The sequence below is a fragment of the Streptomyces sp. NPDC036764 genome, assembly GCF_055609385.1.
The window spans coordinates 55,935-73,192 of the sequence record NZ_JBVJPT010000010.1 but is presented as its reverse complement, the minus strand read 5'-3'; the positions used below and the strand labels follow the sequence as shown (position 1 = coordinate 73,192).

Here is a 17,258-nt window from a genome sequence, read left to right as displayed (position 1 = left end):
TTCTGACCGCCCCATGCGGCCCGGTACCGGCAACGTGACGCGCCATCGGACCGGAAGGGGGACGGGCATGTCCAGTTCGACCAATGTCCAGTACGCCGCCTGCCCCGCAGACTTGTCGTCGGCGCTCTGCGGGATACCGTGATCTGCTGACGTAGGCCAGGAAGTGGCGAGCCGTGAGGCTGCCCGCGAGGTCTTCCACCTGGTCAAACAACTACAGCCAGGACCCCGCTCATAGGGGCTGTGGTGCCGAAGGAGGTCTCCACGTCCTCCTCCGCGAGCGGGGGCTCCCCTAGCCCGTACACCGCGTCGCACGCTGCGAAGTAGCGGTTACGCAAGGCATCGCTCACGTAGCGGCCGACGTCGGCCTGGCTGCGGGTCGTGGTCGCGGACACTGCCACCTCCGGGATCTCGATTCTTCGTGATACGAACGTACCACTTTGATGGTACGGCTGTATCATCATGAGTTGAGGGCGCCCGGACAAGGGCAACCGACGAGCGGAGAGGCGGCCGATGCCCAAGCGCGTGGACCACGCAGAGCGGCGTGCGGAGATCGCCGAGGCACTCGTCCGGGTGGCCGGGCGACGAGGCCTGCACGCGGTGGGGATGCGGGACGTGGCGGCGGAGGCGGGAGTGTCGCTGCGGCTGGTGCAGTACTACTTCGAGACCAAGGAGAAGTTGCTGCTCTACGGGCTGCAGCATCTGGCGGAGAGATTCGGGGAACGCGTCGCGGCCCGGTCCCGGACGGAGGGGGAGGACGATCCAGGACCGCGCGCGATGATCGAGGCGCTCCTGATGGCGTCACTGCCGACCGACGAGGCAAGCCGGGCCTTCCACCTCGTCCATACCTCGTACGCCGTGCTGGCCGTGACCGACCCGGCGCTCGCGTCCCAGCCATTCATCCGGAACCCCGATGCCGCCGAGGAGGTCCTGACAGGGCTCCTCCGGCAGGCACAGGAGGCGGGTCTCGTCGAGCCCGGTGTGGACGTCCAGGTGGAGGCAGTCGGCCTGCTGGCCATGTCCGCGGGACTCGGCACCAGCGTCCTTGTCGGCCAGCGCAGCCCACGATCCGCCGCCGCAGTGCTGGACCACCACCTCAACCGGATCTTTCGGAGCAGTGATCAAGAGTCGTGAGCCTGCCTGCCAATTGACACCTGGCTTCCAACACCCTTGATCATTGCTGTTGTCGAAAGTGGGCGGCGCGAGAGCACTCGAAACAGCCTGCGAAAGCGTGAGAGCAGGTCGAGAACCTGCCGGTGCGCAGTGCTGGGCGGAGGTGCATCCTGAGAAGTGGGTATGCCGGGCCGGGATCTCTGAACCAGCGTCGGCGAAAAACCAAGGAGTAAGACATGCCATCCCTGCATTTTCATGTGAACTCCTCGATGAGCCCTTCCGAAGTGATGGGGGTACTGACCAACTTCAGTCCCTCCCGTGTCGAGGAGTGGCCCTCCATCGACGCCGAGCACTTCCGGGTCCATGAGCGGGGAGACACCTGGGCCGAGGTCACCGAGGGAAATGACAAATCGTGGGAGCGCGCACGCTACGAATGGGACCCTTCGGCGAATGAGGTCACGGTCACCACGCACGACTCGCAGCCCTTCGGCTCGGGTGGATGGAACTTTCACCTGACTCCCACGGACGACGGCACCCGCGTCGACGTCAAACTCGAACGGCATCCCACCTCGCTCAAGGCAAAGATGCTGTCTCCGATCATTCCCTTCGCCGGACCGGTGTTCCGCAAGGCATTCAAGGAGCCCCTGCACACCGTGTAGCGACATCGCCGAAGCATGCGGTCGGCGGAATCTCGGACTGGTCCGCGTGAGGGCACTGCGCATGTGCGGATAGGCGTCGCCTTCGGCAGTGGCTCAGCTCCAGCGGCGCCGCACCCTCCGCCTACCGGGTCCCCCAGGGCGCGAGGCTGGGAGGGCCGCGAGCATCGAGATCACCTGCCCGTCCGTGCGAGGACGAAGTCCCGGAGGCAGAGATGACGGTGAACCGGCTCGGTCTGGTCGTGCACGGCGGACGTGCGGAGGCAGTGGAGGCAGGCCATGTGGTCCGCGCCTGGTGCGAGGAGCACGGCGTACGGTGCGCGGACATCGACGTATGGGACGACGGCGGCCGGCGCAGCGCTCGCGACGAGGTCGAAGCGGCAGGTCGGCCCGATCTCATCGTCACGCTGGGCGGAGACGGCACCTTCCTGCGCGGGGCCCGGCTGGCTGTCGAGAGCGACGCGCTGGTGCTCGGGGTCGACCTCGGCCGGGTGGGATTCCTGACCGAGGTACCGGTCTCCGAGGTGCGGGTGGCGCTGGACGCGGTGCGCGAGAACCGTCTCCGCGTCGACAGCCGCATGCTGCTCGCGCTGCGTGCCTCCCGACGCCTGGAGGTACCGGCGGATGTGGAGGAGCTGATGCGGTACGGCCGAGGACCCCTGCTTCCGGCACCTCAGGTGCGTTCGGACTGCGAGGTCGACGAGGAGTGGGGCATCCCGCTGAACGTCACCGCGCTCAACGACGTGGTGCTCGAGAAGCTCTCCAGGGACCGCCAGGTATCCGTCGGCGTGTACGTGTCCGGCCGGCTCCTGGCCTCCTACTCGGCCGACGCCCTGCTGGTGGCGACCCCGACGGGCTCCACCGCCTACAGCTTCGCCGCCGGCGGCCCTGTCGTCTCACCGCGCGCCGAAGCGCTCGTCTTCACACCCGTCGCCCCGCACATGACGTTCAACCGGTCCATCGTCACCGCACCCGACGAACCCGTTGGGCTGCGCGTCCTCGAACGGTCGGGGCAGGCCGCGGTCAGCATCGACGGCCAGGTGCGGGGTGTGCTCGAACCGGGGGACTGGATCGGGGTGTACGCCGCGCCACGCCGGCTGCGAGCCGTCCGGCTCGGGCCGATGGACTTCTACGGCCGCCTGCGCCAGCGGATGAACCTGACGGACGCGCCGGCGGCGGTCGCCGACGGAAGCCCCGCGCCCTTGTGGTCCGTGTCGACTCCCCCGCCCAGAGACCTCTCGCACCTGACACTGCTCACGGTTCCGGACAGACACTGAACCCGCCGCGAGGGTCGGTACCGCAGCACCGACCCGACCGCTGCCGGCACCAAGTGATGCCGCCCCTGCACTCGCCCGCTCGACGTGGGCTGACGGCTCACTGTTCCTTCGTGCTGCGCCTGTCGGTGTCCGGGGCTGTCGCGGGTAGTTCCACGGCGATGCGGATCCCGCCGGCGGAGCGTGGGGTGAGGGTGAGGGTTCCGTCGTGGGCGTGAGCGATGGTTTTGACGATGGCCAGGCCGAGGCCGACGCCCGCGTGGTCGGTGTGGATGCGATCGGTGCCGCGCCGGAATGGTTCGGTGAGTGTGGAGACGAGTTCTGGGGTGAGCTTTTCGCCGGTGTTTTCGACGGTGAGCATCACGGAATTGGGGCCGGAGCTGGTGGTGACCCACACGGTGCCCCGCTCCGGCAGATTGTGGACGATCGCGTTGTGCACGAGGTTCATGGTGAGCTGAAGCAGGAGCGCTTGCGAGCCGCTCGCGGGCGTGACCTCGCCGCTGGTCTCGATGGTGACGCCGTGTTTTTCCGCGAGGGGGAGGAGTGTTTCGGTGGCTTCTTCCGCCATGAGGGACAGGTCCACGGGTTCCCGGGTGAAGGATCGCTGCTCGGCGCGGCTGACCAGGAGCAGTGCCTCGGTGAGGTCGATCGCTCGGGTGTTGACGGCGTGGAGCCGGTCGAGAAGTTCGCCGGTGTCATGGTTCGGATCGGCGCGTGCCACGTCGAGAAGCGACTTCGAGATCGCGAGCGGGGTACGCAACTCGTGCGAGGCGTTGGCTGCGAATCTCTGCTGTTCGGCGACGTGCGCTTCGAGCCGCGCGAGCATCGTGTCGAAGGCGTCGGCGAGTTCGCGGAACTCGTCCTTGCGGCCCGGTAGCCGGATTCGGTGGGAGAGCGATCCGCTCGTGGCCATGCGGGTGGCGTCGGTGATGCGGCTCAGGGGGGCGAGGACCCGGCCGGCGAGGAACCATCCTCCCAGGAGACCGAATACCAGCAGAAACGCCATTACGGCGGCTGCCGCCGGGGCGAAGGTACGCAGGAGGAGTTGGCGGTTGGGATTCTCGTAGAGCATTCGGCGGTCCCAGTCGTCCGGGACGTATTGCAGGAGAGACACCCACACGGCGCCGAGCAGCAGGACACCGGCGAGCATGACGAACCCGGCGTAGCTGAGGGTGAGTTTGACGCGAACGCTCAACCCAGGCGCCCTATCCACGGTCTGCTCCCTCGTGTCCGGAGCGTGGTGGCGTCTCGATGCGATAGCCGACGCCCGGCACCGTGGCGATCAGCCAGGGTTCGCCAAGCCGTTTGCGCAGTGCCGAGACGGTGATGCGCACGGCGTTGGTGAACGGGTCCGCGTTCTCGTCCCACGCCCGCGCCAAGAGCTCCTCGGCGCTGACGACACCGCCTTCGGCGGCGACGAGGACCTCGAGCACGGCGAACTGTTTCCTGGTCAGTGCGACGTAGCGATCGCCCCGGTAGACCTCCCTGCGGAACGGGTCGAGCCGCAAACCTGCGATCTCTCGCACGGGCGGCCTGCTGTGGCCGCGTCTGCGGTCGAGTGCCCGGAGCCTGAGCACGAGTTCTCGGAGCTCGAAGGGCTTCGTGAGGTAGTCGTCGGCGCCGAGCTCGAACCCGGAGGCCTTGTCGTCGAGGCGATCAGCCGCGGTGAGCATGAGGATCGGCATGCCGCTGCCGGAGGCGACGACGCGTTTGGCGATCTCGTCCCCGGACGGCCCGGGGATGTCGCGGTCGAGGACGGCGATGTCGTAGGCGTTGACGCTCAGCAGATCCAGCGCGGTGTCCCCGTCGCCCGCGATGTCGGCCGCGATGGCTTCCAGCCGTAGGCCATCACGGATGGCTTCCGCCAGATAGGGCTCGTCCTCGACGATCAACACACGCATGTGATTCATGCTAGGAGCCGGCGGATATCGTCGGCATATCGAAAACCGCATACGCGCGGGCAACAGTGCACTGCCTTGACTGGCAACATGTCTCGAACACCACGATTAGCACCAACAGCGCCCCGCCGGATTCGATGGCCGCTCCTTTTCGTCGGCCTCATCGCCGTCATAGCGGCGATCACCGCAGCCCTCGGCTACCAGACGCTGAAGTCCTCGCCGCCCTTCTCGTCCGCGTCCTTCTCGACGGCCTCCGCGCCCTCCTCGGCCCCGCCACCCTCGAATACGCGCCGCAGTGAGCACCGAGGTCCGCTCGGCGAGGCCGACGGTGCCGTACCTGACGGCGTGACGGTGTTCGATGACGCGATGCCGGCTGTGGCCCACCTCGATGCAGAGCTGCTCAAGGCCCTCCGTCAGGCTGCAACGGATGCCGCGGACAGCGGAGTCGACTTCTACGTCAACGGCGGCTGGCGGTCCCCGGAGTACCAGAATCAGCTCCTTCGCGAGGCGGTCGCTAAATACGGGTCCGAGGGCGAGGCCGCCCGATGGGTGGCCACCGCGACTACATCTCCCCACGTGTCGGGAGACGCGGTCGACATCGGGCGTACCGATGCGACGGCATGGCTGTCCCGGCACGGCGCCGAGTACGGGCTGTGCCAGGTCTACCGGAACGAACCCTGGCACTACGAACTGCGCACCGAGGCGATCGATCACGGCTGCCCGCGTATGTATGCCGACCCCACCCAGGACCCGAGGATGCAGCAGTGACCGACAGCGAGCGAGGAACGGCGATGACGCAGGTGGACACGGGGGAGGCCGGACAGGGCGGAGCCGGCGGACCGGACGCCGGGCCCGGTACGCGGCGCCCGGACACAGGAACCGGTACCCGGACCCCGCACACCGGAACCAGTTCGCGGACCCCGGAGACAGGAACCGGAACCCGGCACGCACGCATCCGCCGTGCGATCCGCGTCGTGTCCCGGCCGGGTCCCTGGAAGCGCGGCCGGATACTCGCGGTGTCGGCGCTGCTGCTGGGCCTGCTCATGCTGCTGCACGCGCAGATCACGGACCGCGCGGGCCTCGGCAGTCTGGTGGAGAGCTTGCTGCCGTGGTTCGGCGTGTTCGTTCCGGTGCTCCTGGCCGGTGCGCTGTGGCGCCGGTCCGCCTCCGCGCTGGTCGCACTGCTGCTGCCGTCCGTGGTGTGGGTGAGCCTCTTCGGCGGGCTGCTCGTCGACAAGTCCCACCCGGGCAGCGACCTCACCCTGGTCAGCCATAACGTCGGGGCCGAGAACCCCGACCCGGCCGCCACCGCCCGTGACCTGGCCGCCTCCGGGGCGGACGTGCTGGCGTTGCAGGAGATCACCTCGCAGGCCCGCGGTACGTACGAGAAGGTGCTGGCGAAGACGTACCCGCACCACACGGTGCTGGGCACGGTCGGGCTGTGGAGCAAGCTGCCGCTGTCGGACACCCGGCCGGTCGACATCAAGCAGGACGTCGGGCCGCTGGGAGACTCAAAGCCGGACGACGTCAAGATGACCTACAACCGGGCACTGCGCACCACGGTGGACACGGACCAGGGTCCGCTGGCGGTTTACGTGGCCCACTTGGGGTCGGTACGCGTGATGCCCAGGAACGGCTTCTGGACGGACAGCCGGGACCGCAACGCGGACGCGCTCGCCGACGCGCTCACCGCCGAGCGCAACGAGCGGGTGGTACTGCTCGGCGACCTGAACGGCACCGTGGACGACCGCGCCTTCGCCGGCATCACGTCACAACTGAACTCGGTCCAGAAGGCGGCCGGGGACGGTTTCGGCTTTAGCTGGCCGGCGAAGTTCCCGGTGGCGCGAATCGACCAGATCCTGGTCCGCGGCGTGAAGCCGGCGAGCTCGTGGGTGCTGCCTGCCACCGAAAGCGACCACCTGCCGGTGGCGGCGGGAATCACCTGGTGACCAGCGAGCCATGGCCTTGAGCCTCGGTGGGGCGGCGCGAACAGTCGGACCAATCCATCCATTTCCCCGGCTCCCTAATCACCTTTCGTGCCCTGCCGGGCGGGAGCTACTGTTTGCGCAGCGAGTGACTCACGAGGAGTGAAGGCATGGTCGGTCGTCCCGGCGCGCGTTGACGTTTTGAGGCCGTACGCGGCCTGTCATCGCGTGCTGCCCTGGATACGCGGCACAGCGAGTCTTCCTTTCCCGCTGCCTGAGATGGTCGGTGCACCTGTCGTGCGCCGGTTGGCGGGTCTCGTCTTCGGTCATCCGAGGGGTCCTGTGCCGTCCGCTTCCTCCGTCGTATCCGATTCCGGTCGACCTGTTCAGCCGAGCCTGTGGCGCAACGGCGACTTCCGCAGGCTCTGGGTGGGCCAGACGGCCTCCCAACTCGGCGAACACGCAAGCCTGGTGATTCTGCCGCTCTTCGCAGTCCTGACGCTCGACGCCGGTGCCGGCCAGTTGGGCCTCCTGCGCGCGGTGGGGCAGGCGCCGATCCTGTTGCTGTCGCTCTTCGTCGGCGCATGGGTCGACAGGTGGCGGACCCGTACGGTGATGGTGCTGACCGACGCCGGTCGGGCCCTGGCGCTGGGCGCCGCCGCCGTTGCCGGCCTCCTCGGTGCGCTCGGCATGCCGGCGCTGTTCGTGGTCGCCTTCGCCGTCGGAGCTCTGTCCGTGTTCTTCGACGTGGCATACCAGGCGTCCTTGGTACGGCTGGTGAAACGCCATCAGTTGGTGCGCGGCAACAGCGCGCTCGAGGGCAGCCGGTCCGCCGCGCAGATCGGCGGTCCCGCCCTCGGCGGTGCGCTGGTGTCCGTACTGTCGGCGCCGATCGCCGCCGCGTCCAGTGCGGTGTTCTTCGCGCTGTCGTTCATGTCGATCCGACGGATCAGGCGCCGCGAATCCATCCCTGAACGCCTGGAAGGATCCCCTGGGATCTGGCGGCAGATCCATGAGGGCCTCCGATTTGTCGCCGACGACAGCTCGCTGCGGACCGTGTGCCTCGCGTCAGCCGCCTTCCAGTTCTTCTTCGCGGCCGTGATGACCGTCTATCTGCTGTTCCTGCCGCGGGATCTGCACCTGTCGGGCACCGCTGTCGGGCTGGCGCTCGCGGCGACGGGGCCGGGCGCGCTCCTGGGCTCGCTGCTGGCCGCCCGCCTGCCGAGCCGCTTCGGACATGGCGCCGTGCTCGTGTCCGCGGCAGCACTCGGCGACGGCGCGTTCCTGCTGGTGCCCACACTGCACGGCACCTTGGCGGTGACCGTTCCGGCGCTCATCGCGGTCAACTTCGTCTTCGGGATCTTCGGTCAACTCGTGAACGTCACGGTCATGGCCGTCCGGCAGACCGTCACTCCGAACGGGATGCAAGGCCGCGTGGCCGCGACGATCAACTTCGTCGGCCTGGGTCTCACCCCACTCGGCTCACTGCTCGGCGGCTTCCTCGCGGAAGCGTGGGGAACCCGCACCAGCCTCTTGGTGACAGCCGCAGGCATGCTGCTGTCGCCGGTGTTGATGGCGGTGTCCCCACTCGCCCGCTTGGGACGAACGCTTCCCTCCCCTCCGGAGACTGCGACTCCGTCCGCGTGACGGCTTCGATCGCCGACACAACTCCGTCAGCGCCGTAGGCCTCACACCAGCGCAGTTACAACCCAGCCGAGAACCGACCCCTGTGGTCGGCAGGCGGCGGCAGCGTGCCCTCACCTGCCTCCGGCGACGAGCCTTGCACGCATTGCCCCCTCGAACGCTTCTCGCGCACGGCGCCGGTCCCGACACCCCCACCGGCCGGTTGTCACGGCAAGGCGAGGACGCTGTCGATCGCGGAGCGGATCTCCTCGTCCTGAAGAACCGCCCGGTAGTCCTGATACGCCGACAGCCGACGGTCGGACCCCCGCACCGAACGGAGGGTCGCCCGCACCGCCGGAGAGACCGTGCCGATCCGGGCGAGGGCCCGCAGCGCGTCCAGGAAGTGGCCGTAGGCTTCGTCGCCATCGGCGAGGCGAAGGAGGCATTCCTCTACGACGGACCCACTCGGCTCCGGCCGGCCCGTGATCGACCACAGCGCAATCGCCGCCCGCAGCCGCACCCAGGTGTCGCCGTGCTCCATGACGTGCCGTACCCGGTCGGCGTACTTCGCTGCCGACGGGCCGAAGTCGCCGAGGAGGCCGACGGGACCGTAGAGCGGTTCCTCCTCGTTGAGCACCGCCTCGCCGATGAGCCGCAGGGCCGTATCGCGGTCGCCGCCGAGGCGCCAGGCAGCCCACGCAATCTTCTGATGGTTGCCGGGGAAGTCGAGGACCGTGCACTTGCGAACGTCGGGCTCGGCGGACGCCGTTGCAGGTCCCATCGACACCAGCGCGTCGACCGCACCAAGTGAGTACCGGGTGTCGTCCAGCCGGGCCACCACCTCCGGCAGGGCCGGCGCCGCGGCGGGCCCCCATGCCGCAAGCACTTCGAGGAAGGGGCGGGTCAGTCCACTCCCCGCTGCGTCGTCCCGCAGTAGCTTCCGCACCTCGGGAAGCAGGACTTCCGCGTGCGCCCGCAGCGGGGTCAGGACGTCCTCGACCTCCGGCAAGTGCGGGTCGCCCGCGCAGTACCCGCGGGAGTACTGACCTCGATACGGCGCAGACAGCCGCTCGATCAGCCCCGGCAGGGCGCGCTGGTCGCCGAGGCGGGTCAATGCCCAGCGGGCTTGGTCGCCGACAGTGCCCTCAAGGAACTCGGCCTCGCCCTGGTCGTCCAGGAGGGCGGCCAACTCGTCGGCGTAGGCCGCCGCTTGCTCCCCGAGCACGGCGAGTAGGTGGGCCGCCCGGTACCGCACATCGGCGTCGGGGGCGGCGAGCAGTGCGCCCGCGAGCGGCAGCAGGGTGGATGCTGCGGACGGCCGTGCCATCAGGAGTTGCCAGGCTTCGTCCAGGGCGGTCCGGCACAGCGGGGTGTCCCCGTTCCGGCGTGCCGTATCGATGAGTTGGACGATGAAGGAGAGTGCCCTCTGCGGCGAGCCCTCGAAGAGCCGGACCGTCCAGGAGACGACGTCCTCACGGGTGAAGGCGCTGTCGACGTCCGGCACATACCAGGTGGCCTCGAACTGCGGGCGCACAGCCGGGTCGGACAGGACCTCCAACAGAAGGCCCGTCTCACGGACCGGTGCCTGCGGATCGAACGCAGCCCAAGCGTGCACGGCTGCGACCCGCATGACGGGGGCGTCGCCTCGCAGCACCTCGGTCACCACTGATCGCACTCGGGCCACGGTCCCGGGATCGTCGGCGGAACCGGCCGCCGCGGTCCCCAGTGCCAGCAGCAGGGGTAGCCGTACCGTCGGATCCGCCTCGGTGTGCCACCGCGCCAGCAACAGGTCGACCTCGTCCGCGAGCGGCAGGGCTTCCCTTCGCACCTCGGGCCGGGGGTCCGCGAGCAGCGCCAGGACACTGGGCCGGTGCCGCCGCCATGCCTCGCCCCACTCCGTGTCCACCAGTCCCGGATCGGAATCGGCAGCCGTACCGGACAAGCCCGCGAGCATCTGGACGAGTGTGGCCCGCGCGCCCATATGCGGATGGCCGGCGAGAGCTACGACGAACGGCAGCACGGCGGTCGCGAGGAAGGGCACATGCCCGGCGCCCAGCGCGAAGCAGTCGAACAGGGGCGCGCAGTCCGCCTCGGTCGCCGCCTGCCCCTTGAGCGCCAGGCGCCGCAGAGCGCGCCGCATCTCCTTGACCTGGGTATGCCCGAGCGCAGACTCCAGCCGTTCCCACGGCATATCGTCCAGCACCGCAAGCGCTACGTCTGTCACCGATGCCTCCCCGTGACCTCGCCCATCGGCTCCTCGGCGGACATCCTGTCATCGGCAGGGGCCTTTGAATGATCACTGGTCTGAGAAGCCGATCTGCCTCCCAGCGTTGCCTGCCGATGCCGGGGCGGCGCTCGGCGAGGTCGGATGGTGACAACTGCACCTTGGTCATTGAAAGCGCATGTTAGGGCTCCTGAAAATGAAATTCCCCGGACCTGAATTGATAGGCGTCGGTCCGGGGAACTCACTCACATTGCGAGACTGGCGGCGCGTACTAATTCGGCGGAAGCGATTCTCGGTCTCGACGACCGGAATTGCCGCCACGGCCCTGCCAATTGCAGATTGCCAATACCGCTGCCGTGCCGACCCCTGCAATCGCGGCTGCGGCCGATGTCTGTTCCGCACCGAGAACCCCCGCGAACACGAGCACGCAGAGAACTCCGGCCACGGCCAACACGCTGCTGACCAGCAGATTCCGATGCTGAGTCAGCCGCGGCGGCAGGACTTGCGACGGGTCGGATGGGTTTTCGTGGCCATCCGTCGTAGAATGAGACATGGAGAGGGCTCTCCCCCTTCTAGGGACCTGTGATAAGCCACTCCAGGCGGCCTCCTGTTGCAGCAGGGAGCCGCCTTCTTTCATTCAGGCGGCCTACGCCATCCGGGTGACCCGATGCGTCCATGGTCTACCCGAGATCCCCCTCAGGCAATCACACGCGCCTCACCCTACGCCGAATGGCGGGCGCCTATGCTCGGGCTCGTGGAAAACCACTGCTCGCTGCTCACAGCAGCCTTCTTCGACCTGGGCAAGACGGTTATCGCGAAGTCGAGCACGCTGACGTTCAGCAAGTCGTTCTACGAAGGCGAACTGATCAACCGGAGGGCCGCGTTGGGCACCGTACGGAGCCGAGGTCGTCGAGCCGATCGGTGAACTGCTCGGCGCGGACCGGGTGGTGGCGACCGGCATGGTCGTCGGGGAGGACGGCTGCTTCACCAGCGAGGTGGAGTGCTACGCGTACGGGCCGACGAAGGCGGGGCGATCAGGGAGCTGGCCGCGTCCGAGGGGGTACGACCTCGTCGGCTGGCCCCTGCGCGACGAACGCTTACAGTCGGCCGGCCGCGGCGGGACCTCGGGCCGGTCCATCGACGCCAGGAGCATCGTGCATGAACTCTCCGCCTTCAACACGCGTTGCGAACCGCGACATCCAGGGGATACTGGAATTTGGGGATGGCGCGGCAGGCCGGTTCAGGATGGTTTCTGGCCACTATTACTGCGAATGACAGACAGCGCGTGTGAGGAAAACCTCATGTATGGGCAAGTGCGGGCAGTCATCGATAACGCGCCGATCGCGATGATCAAAGTTAGTGTCTATCGCGATCGCAGTCTCATCGGCAAGGGCTATACCAACGATGAGGGTCGCTGGAGTGTGGAGATCCCCAAGGGCGAATTGGTCACCGTGAGATTCGATACGCATCATTCGCTTACCAATGCTGAAGACTGGCATCCCTCGGTAGTCGCCAATGTGATGGCTGGCGATGACGGTCCATTGGATCGTTTCTTGCTCAAGAGCGGTCATGGTGTCGATCGAGAAACGGCCATGGACGCTCTTAGCGGGTATCTGTTCGCCGCAGAATTGGAGGATGAGGACTACGCGCGAACGGCAGAGTCCCGCCTGTCAAGTCTGAAGCAAACCAGCAACGTGCTCCAGGGGATCCAGCGAGAGCTCCAGGAGTATTTCAAGGCAAAGGGCTAGATGACCAGTTGGCGTGCAGTAGTCAGACACGTACGGAGCATGCAATGAGTGTTCGGGACTTGTCCGAGAGCGTCGGTGAAGGCGGAGCAAACGACTCCGACGACGTCTTCACCGTCCAGATGCTGCTCAACCACGTGGATTCGGCGGCGGGCGGACCGGCCCCTGCGCTGGACGTGGACGGTCTGGTCGGCCCGAAGACCATTGGGGCGATCCGCCGCTTCCAGCTCTTGCAACTCGGCTTCGAGGACGGGCTTGTCGAGCCTGGCAGGAACACCTTCAAAGCGCTCAAGGGATTCTTCAGGGCGCCGGACGCCTTCCCGGACGAACTCGTTGCCGGCGATGGTGCGTTCCGCCCGCATCGCCTCGTGTACCGGGACGTGCGATTGACCGGCAACAAGCCGGCGGGTGACACAGTGATCGAGGTCGACGCCGAGACGCCCCTGCAGTGGTTCTTGGACAGCTCCGCCCACACCGCCGACCACACCGCGGAGCGTGTTCGCCTCAAGCTGATGGCCCATGGCGCGCCCGCCTTCGTGGAGTTCTGCAAGGAGAACCTGTCTACTGCCAACCTTCCGCGACTTGCCGTGCTGAAGAGCAAGTTCGCCGCGGGCGTGGACCTGTTCTCCTGCTCGGTGGCGTTCATCGGTCCTGGCAACAGCGACGGCAACGTGTTCTGCTCCCGCATGGCGCAGACGCTGAACACGTCCGTCCGGGCCTCGACTGCCATCCAGCGGTACACAAGGGGCTCAGCCGGGGAGGGCCTCGACTTCGGCCGATGGGAGGGCACCGTGCTGACCTACGGCCCAAGTGGAGCTGTCGTGCACGTCCAGCACGCCCCGCAGTTCTGAGGGCAAGGTCTAGGTGATCTTGTAGGTGTGCGGGTCAAGGACGTGCGGCGTGCGGGTCGGCTCAGGTGAGGAGTTTCGCGAGCTGGGCCATCTCGGTGGGCGGGTCGATCACCGGCTGGATGAGGAGTTCGTCGACGCTGGCCTGTTCCAGGGTGGTGATGCGGGCGAGGAGGTCGTCGCGGGTGCCGACCAGGGCCAGGGTGTTCATCAGCGAGGGCAGAACCAGGTCCCGGTCCTGCGGCGCGATGCGTCCGAGGTAGTTGGGGTAGAGCTTGGTGTGCCGGTCCGGCGCGGTCGCGGTAGTGCCGCGCCGGTCGAGGAGCCGCCGCACCGCCTCGCGTTCCTCGGGGCCGAGTTGCTCGGCGAAGGCGGGTGTGTCGGCGGCAGTGTCCGCGGCGAAGGCCAGCAGCGACAGTACGAGGTGGCCCGTCGCGTCCCGGGCCGCGTCGCCGTGGGGGTCCTCGTCCTCGTGGAGTAGATGGAGCGAGGTGACCACGTAGGAGTCCGCCCGGGAGTCCGTGTGGGAGTCGGGGTCGCCGGGTGTCCCCTGGGCGGCGTGGCGGCGGGTGTCGTGCAGCGCCTGCCAGGCGGTGGGGTCCAGCAGGCCGAAGGAGATGAGGCCGGTGCCGCGGCGGCCGGCGACGGCGGCGCCCTTCGGCCCGAGCACGGCCACGACGAACTCGATCGGGTCGGCGGTGTTCACCTGCGCCCCGGCGTGCAGGAACCGGATGTCGCGGACCCGGTCACCTTCGCGGTACTCGGTCGAACGTCCGGCGCACAGGTCCTGCAGTGCGGCGGTGAAGTTCTCCAGCCTGGCCGCCGTGGTCGGCCGCATGCCCAGGGTGCGCCGGGCGGTGTTTCCGGTGCCGACTCCGCAGATGATCCGGCCCGGTGCCAGGGCGTTGAGGCTGGCGAGCCCGCTCGAGGTGGCCGGGGCCGAGCGCAGTGCCGGTGAGGTCACGCCGATGCCGAGTCGGATGCGGCTGGTGGCCTTCGCGCACAGGCTCAGCGCGACGAAGGGGTCGCCGTGGACCATCGGGGTGTCGTTGACCCAGAAACTGTGCAAGCCCAACTCCTCGGCCCGCACGGCGAGGTCCTCCACACCGGGCTGCGCGGCGACAACGACGCCTGCACGCATCAAAACCTCCGAGGTGTGAGGATCGACTCGAACCTGCTCAGCATGGCAGGCCCCGGCGCGGGGCCGTTGCCCAGTCGCGTGATCTTGTAGCGTCGCAGGGCGGGGTGGCCGTGCCTGATGCAACGAAACCCCGTTGATGCAGAAGACCTTCCCAAGTCGTCTGCCTGCAACGGAGCTTCGATGTGTCGTCAGTCTGCGTCGGCGCCCTCGCGGCGCGTATCGCGCCCAGTGCCGCGACCATCCGCCGGGTGCTGGAGCGGGTCTGCCCAGGTGGGCCGGCCGACTTGGCCGGTGGCGATCCGGACGCGGCCACCACAGTCGCAGTGGACGACAAGAGTGCGCGCGGCTTCCGCAACGGCCACGTCCCGCCCGTACACCTGCCGGCCGCGACGACCGGCGACAGGCGTCGGCGCGGCCTTCCTCACGCCGCGGAGTGCTGGTAGGCCGAGTAGGTCAGATAGCCGTTGTCGCCGCCCTGGAAGTACGTGGTGTCGTCGGCGGGGGCGATCGGGAGGCCGGTGCGCAGACGTTCCACCAGGTCGGGGTTGGCGATGAAGGCGCGCCCGAAGCTGATGAGGTCGGCTCCCAGATTGAGCCAGTGATCCGCGTCGGCGTGGCCGGTCTGCTTGGGGCCCATCGGCAGGACCGGGTTCATCACAAGGGTGCCGGGCCAGGTCCGGCGCAGTCCGAGAAGTGTCTCTTCCTCGGTCGTGGCCTCGAGGTGGACGTAGGCCAGGCGCAGCCGCGACAGTTCGGTCAGGAGCGCGGTGTAGAGCTCGGGGACGTCGGTCTCCTCGATGCCCCAGAAGGGGCCACCGGGGGAGAGGCGGATTCCGGTCCGCTCCGCGCCGATGGCTTCGGCGGTCGCGGTGACCGCCTCGACGGCGAACCGGATCCGGTTGGTCACGGAGCCGCCGTAACGGTCCGTGCGCAGGTTGGCGTTGGGGGAGAGGAACTGCGAGATCAGGTAGCCGTTGGCGCCGTGGAGTTCCACACCGTCGAAGCCGGCGTCCACGGCCCGGCGCGCGGCGTCCGCGTACGACCGGACGTGCTCGGGCACCTCGGCCGTGTCCAGGGCACGCGGGGTCGGTGCCGGCTGCGGTCCGGTGGGGGTGAAGACCTCGCCGACGGCCGCCACGGCCGAGGGGCCGACGGGTTGCATTCCGGTGGTGTCGGGGTGCGAGACGCGTCCGCCGTGCATGATCTGGGCGAAGATCCGGCCGCCGTTGGTGTGCACCGCGTCGGTCACCATGCGCCACGCGGTCACCTGATCGTCGGTGTGCAGGCCCGGAGTGCCCGGGTTGGACTGGCCGATCAGGCTTGGCTGCACCCCTTCGGTGACGATCAGGCCGGCCGTGGCCCGCTGGGCGTAGTAGCGCGCCATCGAGGGCGTCGCGAGACCGCCGGCGGCGGCCCGGACCCGGGTCATCGGGGCCATCACCACTCGGTTGGGCAGCGCCAGTTCGCCGAGCCGGTAGCCGGTGAAAAGGGTCGTCACGTCATGTCTCCTTGGTCTGTCCCGCGTGCTGCGTCGTGCCCTGGTCGGGCACACGGTTACGCTAGAACCTGACATTGACGTCAGAGGCAAGGGTTGTGCCCCAGATCACAGCAGGGAGGGCGGCATGCGAATCGGCGACCTCGCGGCACGGGCCGGAGTGAGCGTCCGGTCCCTGCGCTACTACGAGGAACAGGGCCTGCTCACGAGCACTCGCAGCGCCAGTGGACAGCGGCACTACACGGAGGAGCACGTCGGGCGGGTCACCTTCCTCCAGCGGATGTACGCGGCAGGTCTGTCCAGCCGGACCATCGCCGAACTCCTGCCCTGTGTCGACTCACCCAGCGAGGCCACGTCCGACGCCGCGCTGGAACGGATGGCCGAGGAACGTGACCGGCTCTCCGCGCACATCGAGGAACTTGTCCGCACTCGGGACGCGCTCGACGTACTGATGGCCACGAACCGGGCCCACCGCAAGAGCCTGAGGCCGACCGCGACACGCTGACCTCTCGGGTTCGGGCCGTCGCCGAGGTGTTCGGCGGTGCCTCGGGCGAACGGTCGCCGTATGGCGTTGCCCCGGCCGCAGAACCCGGGGCGCGCATCTCCCCGCAGGAAGCATTCCTGTCCACGTGGTCCTGTGACCCCGCGCTGGGTCGGCGAAAGCGGTGGCTGGATCGCGTTGCTCACGTGTAACGGGTGCCGGCCGGCACCCGATGAGGCCCGCGTCGCATCAGCCGCAGGTGGAGCTCAGGCACTGGTCTGTGCGGATTCGATCGTTGGGCGGGGCTTCCGCCCCGTGGATGCCGCCTGCTCACGGGGAAGGAAGCTGATGATCAAAGTTGCTCGGTTGCTGGGGGCCGTTGTGCTGGCCGGGGCTTTCACGGTCGGCGGCGGTGCGGTCGCCTCGGCCGGCAAGCAGTCGCCTGCCGGTGCGGACGCCTGGTCCGATTGCCCGTCCGCCACGTGGTGCATGTGGGACGACAACAACGCGGTCGGCGACATCTACTCCGACTCGAACGAGCCGAGGTTCAACCCGTATCTGACGGAGTACGGGTGGAACGACCGGGCCAACTCCGTCGCGAACCACTCCAGCCGGAACATCTGCGTCTACTGGGACAGGGACTACGGCGGGAACTACGTGCGCATCGCCCCTGGCGGCCATGTCAACCTCCCTGTCTCCTGGCGCAACAAGGTGAGTTCGTACCGTCAGTTGCCGTCCGGTGTGAGTAGCTGCGTCTACGACTGACCGCACTCAGGGACTCGCGAGAGGACGGCGTCGTCGTAGCGGGGCAACTTCACCTTGCTCACTGCGGCGACGC

General features: G+C 68.2%; 15 protein-coding genes and 3 pseudogenes. 12 read left to right on the top strand and 6 right to left on the bottom strand.

From position 1 onward, the window contains the following. Positions 1 to 239 precede the first annotated feature (239 nt). A pseudogene (locus ACZ69Q_RS30450) lies at positions 240 to 398 on the bottom strand (alpha/beta fold hydrolase); the annotation flags it as partial. Positions 399 to 510: 112 nt separating this feature from the next. Between ACZ69Q_RS30450 and ACZ69Q_RS30445 the strand changes: the two are divergent. The 3 genes and pseudogenes from ACZ69Q_RS30445 to ACZ69Q_RS30435 form a co-directional block, all read left to right on the top strand. Beyond that, positions 511 to 1,131: a TetR/AcrR family transcriptional regulator gene (locus ACZ69Q_RS30445; protein WP_471047736.1), complete on the top strand. Its 621-nt coding sequence runs from the start codon at positions 511 to 513 to the stop codon at positions 1,129 to 1,131. Positions 1,132 to 1,346: 215 nt separating this feature from the next. Then, positions 1,347 to 1,769 carry an SRPBCC family protein gene (locus tag ACZ69Q_RS30440; RefSeq protein ID WP_471047734.1) on the top strand — a complete coding sequence of 141 codons (423 nt, stop codon included), beginning with the start codon at positions 1,347 to 1,349 and terminating at the stop codon, positions 1,767 to 1,769. Positions 1,770 to 1,891: 122 nt separating this feature from the next. Beyond that, positions 1,892 to 3,043 (top strand): annotated as a pseudogene (locus tag ACZ69Q_RS30435) (NAD(+)/NADH kinase); the annotation flags it as partial. A 97-nt stretch (positions 3,044 to 3,140) separates the two neighbouring features. On the opposite strand, the gene ACZ69Q_RS30430 reads toward ACZ69Q_RS30435, so the two are convergent. Both ACZ69Q_RS30430 and ACZ69Q_RS30425 read right to left on the bottom strand, forming a co-directional pair. Beyond that, the gene (locus ACZ69Q_RS30430) at positions 3,141 to 4,235 is read right to left on the bottom strand and encodes a sensor histidine kinase (RefSeq protein WP_471047731.1); all 1,095 of its coding nucleotides are present in this window, start codon (positions 4,233 to 4,235) and stop codon (positions 3,141 to 3,143) included. A gap of 10 nt (positions 4,236 to 4,245) precedes the next feature. Further along, positions 4,246 to 4,941, bottom strand: a complete 696-nt coding sequence (locus tag ACZ69Q_RS30425) for a response regulator transcription factor (protein ID WP_471047728.1) — start codon at positions 4,939 to 4,941, stop codon at positions 4,246 to 4,248. Between the two features lie 87 nt (positions 4,942 to 5,028). On the opposite strand from ACZ69Q_RS30425, the gene ACZ69Q_RS30420 reads away from it, so the two are divergent. From ACZ69Q_RS30420 to ACZ69Q_RS30410, 3 genes are all read left to right on the top strand, one after another. Continuing rightward, the gene (locus tag ACZ69Q_RS30420; RefSeq protein ID WP_471047726.1) at positions 5,029 to 5,706 is read left to right on the top strand and encodes a M15 family metallopeptidase; all 678 of its coding nucleotides are present in this window, start codon (positions 5,029 to 5,031) and stop codon (positions 5,704 to 5,706) included. Positions 5,707 to 5,729: 23 nt separating this feature from the next. After that, positions 5,730 to 6,887, top strand: a complete 1,158-nt coding sequence (locus tag ACZ69Q_RS30415; protein WP_471047724.1) for an endonuclease/exonuclease/phosphatase family protein — start codon at positions 5,730 to 5,732, stop codon at positions 6,885 to 6,887. A gap of 318 nt (positions 6,888 to 7,205) precedes the next feature. After that, entirely contained in the window at positions 7,206 to 8,510 is a 1,305-nt protein-coding gene (locus ACZ69Q_RS30410; RefSeq protein ID WP_471048251.1) for an MFS transporter, read from the top strand. 202 nt (positions 8,511 to 8,712) lie between these two features. On the opposite strand, the gene ACZ69Q_RS30405 is transcribed toward ACZ69Q_RS30410, so the two are convergent. Next, entirely contained in the window at positions 8,713 to 10,710 is a 1,998-nt protein-coding gene (locus ACZ69Q_RS30405) for a hypothetical protein (RefSeq protein ID WP_471047722.1), read from the bottom strand. A gap of 742 nt (positions 10,711 to 11,452) precedes the next feature. On the opposite strand from ACZ69Q_RS30405, the pseudogene ACZ69Q_RS30400 reads away from it, so the two are divergent. The 3 genes and pseudogenes from ACZ69Q_RS30400 to ACZ69Q_RS30390 all read left to right on the top strand — a co-directional run. Beyond that, a pseudogene (locus tag ACZ69Q_RS30400) lies at positions 11,453 to 11,770 on the top strand (HAD-IB family hydrolase); the annotation flags it as partial. A 94-nt stretch (positions 11,771 to 11,864) separates the two neighbouring features. Further along, entirely contained in the window at positions 11,865 to 12,458 is a 594-nt protein-coding gene (locus tag ACZ69Q_RS30395; RefSeq protein WP_471047720.1) for a carboxypeptidase regulatory-like domain-containing protein, read from the top strand. Positions 12,459 to 12,502: 44 nt separating this feature from the next. Next, positions 12,503 to 13,306 carry a peptidoglycan-binding domain-containing protein gene (locus tag ACZ69Q_RS30390; RefSeq protein ID WP_471047717.1) on the top strand — a complete coding sequence of 268 codons (804 nt, stop codon included), beginning with the start codon at positions 12,503 to 12,505 and terminating at the stop codon, positions 13,304 to 13,306. Between the two features lie 61 nt (positions 13,307 to 13,367). Here ACZ69Q_RS30390 and ACZ69Q_RS30385 read toward each other — a convergent pair whose 3' ends face one another. Continuing rightward, positions 13,368 to 14,444: an LLM class flavin-dependent oxidoreductase gene (locus ACZ69Q_RS30385; RefSeq protein ID WP_471047716.1), complete on the bottom strand. Its 1,077-nt coding sequence runs from the start codon at positions 14,442 to 14,444 to the stop codon at positions 13,368 to 13,370. Positions 14,445 to 14,626: 182 nt separating this feature from the next. On the opposite strand from ACZ69Q_RS30385, the gene ACZ69Q_RS30380 reads away from it, so the two are divergent. Beyond that, positions 14,627 to 14,887, top strand: coding sequence for a hypothetical protein (locus tag ACZ69Q_RS30380; protein WP_471047714.1), 261 nt, complete (start codon positions 14,627 to 14,629; stop codon positions 14,885 to 14,887). Here the strand turns inward: ACZ69Q_RS30380 and ACZ69Q_RS30375 are convergent. After that, positions 14,866 to 15,942, bottom strand: a complete 1,077-nt coding sequence (locus tag ACZ69Q_RS30375) for an alkene reductase (protein ID WP_471047711.1) — start codon at positions 15,940 to 15,942, stop codon at positions 14,866 to 14,868. The two genes, ACZ69Q_RS30380 and ACZ69Q_RS30375, sit on opposite strands and share 22 nt — an antisense overlap. 124 nt (positions 15,943 to 16,066) lie before the next feature. Between ACZ69Q_RS30375 and ACZ69Q_RS30370 the strand changes: the two genes are divergently transcribed. Further along, positions 16,067 to 16,444: a MerR family transcriptional regulator gene (locus ACZ69Q_RS30370; protein ID WP_471047709.1), complete on the top strand. Its 378-nt coding sequence runs from the start codon at positions 16,067 to 16,069 to the stop codon at positions 16,442 to 16,444. Positions 16,445 to 16,768: 324 nt separating this feature from the next. Beyond that, complete coding sequence (locus ACZ69Q_RS30365; protein WP_471047706.1) at positions 16,769 to 17,185, top strand: peptidase inhibitor family I36 protein; 417 nt, start codon at positions 16,769 to 16,771, stop codon at positions 17,183 to 17,185. The last annotated feature ends 73 nt before the right edge of the window (positions 17,186 to 17,258 follow it).

Bases quoted from the DNA above. Each gene is read 5' to 3' on its own strand.
- ACZ69Q_RS30415 (WP_471047724.1), top strand. From the start codon at position 5,730: ATGACGCAGGTGGACACGGGGGAGGCCGGACAGGGCGGAGCCGGCGGA.
- ACZ69Q_RS30425 (WP_471047728.1), bottom strand. From the start codon at position 4,941: ATGCGTGTGTTGATCGTCGAGGACGAGCCCTATCTGGCGGAAGCCATC.
- ACZ69Q_RS30445 (WP_471047736.1), top strand. From the start codon at position 511: ATGCCCAAGCGCGTGGACCACGCAGAGCGGCGTGCGGAGATCGCCGAG.
- ACZ69Q_RS30390 (WP_471047717.1), top strand. From the start codon at position 12,503: ATGAGTGTTCGGGACTTGTCCGAGAGCGTCGGTGAAGGCGGAGCAAAC.
- ACZ69Q_RS30420 (WP_471047726.1), top strand. From the start codon at position 5,029: ATGTCTCGAACACCACGATTAGCACCAACAGCGCCCCGCCGGATTCGA.
- ACZ69Q_RS30385 (WP_471047716.1), bottom strand. From the start codon at position 14,444: ATGCGTGCAGGCGTCGTTGTCGCCGCGCAGCCCGGTGTGGAGGACCTC.
- ACZ69Q_RS30365 (WP_471047706.1), top strand. From the start codon at position 16,769: ATGATCAAAGTTGCTCGGTTGCTGGGGGCCGTTGTGCTGGCCGGGGCT.
- ACZ69Q_RS30370 (WP_471047709.1), top strand. From the start codon at position 16,067: ATGCGAATCGGCGACCTCGCGGCACGGGCCGGAGTGAGCGTCCGGTCC.
- ACZ69Q_RS30440 (WP_471047734.1), top strand. From the start codon at position 1,347: ATGCCATCCCTGCATTTTCATGTGAACTCCTCGATGAGCCCTTCCGAA.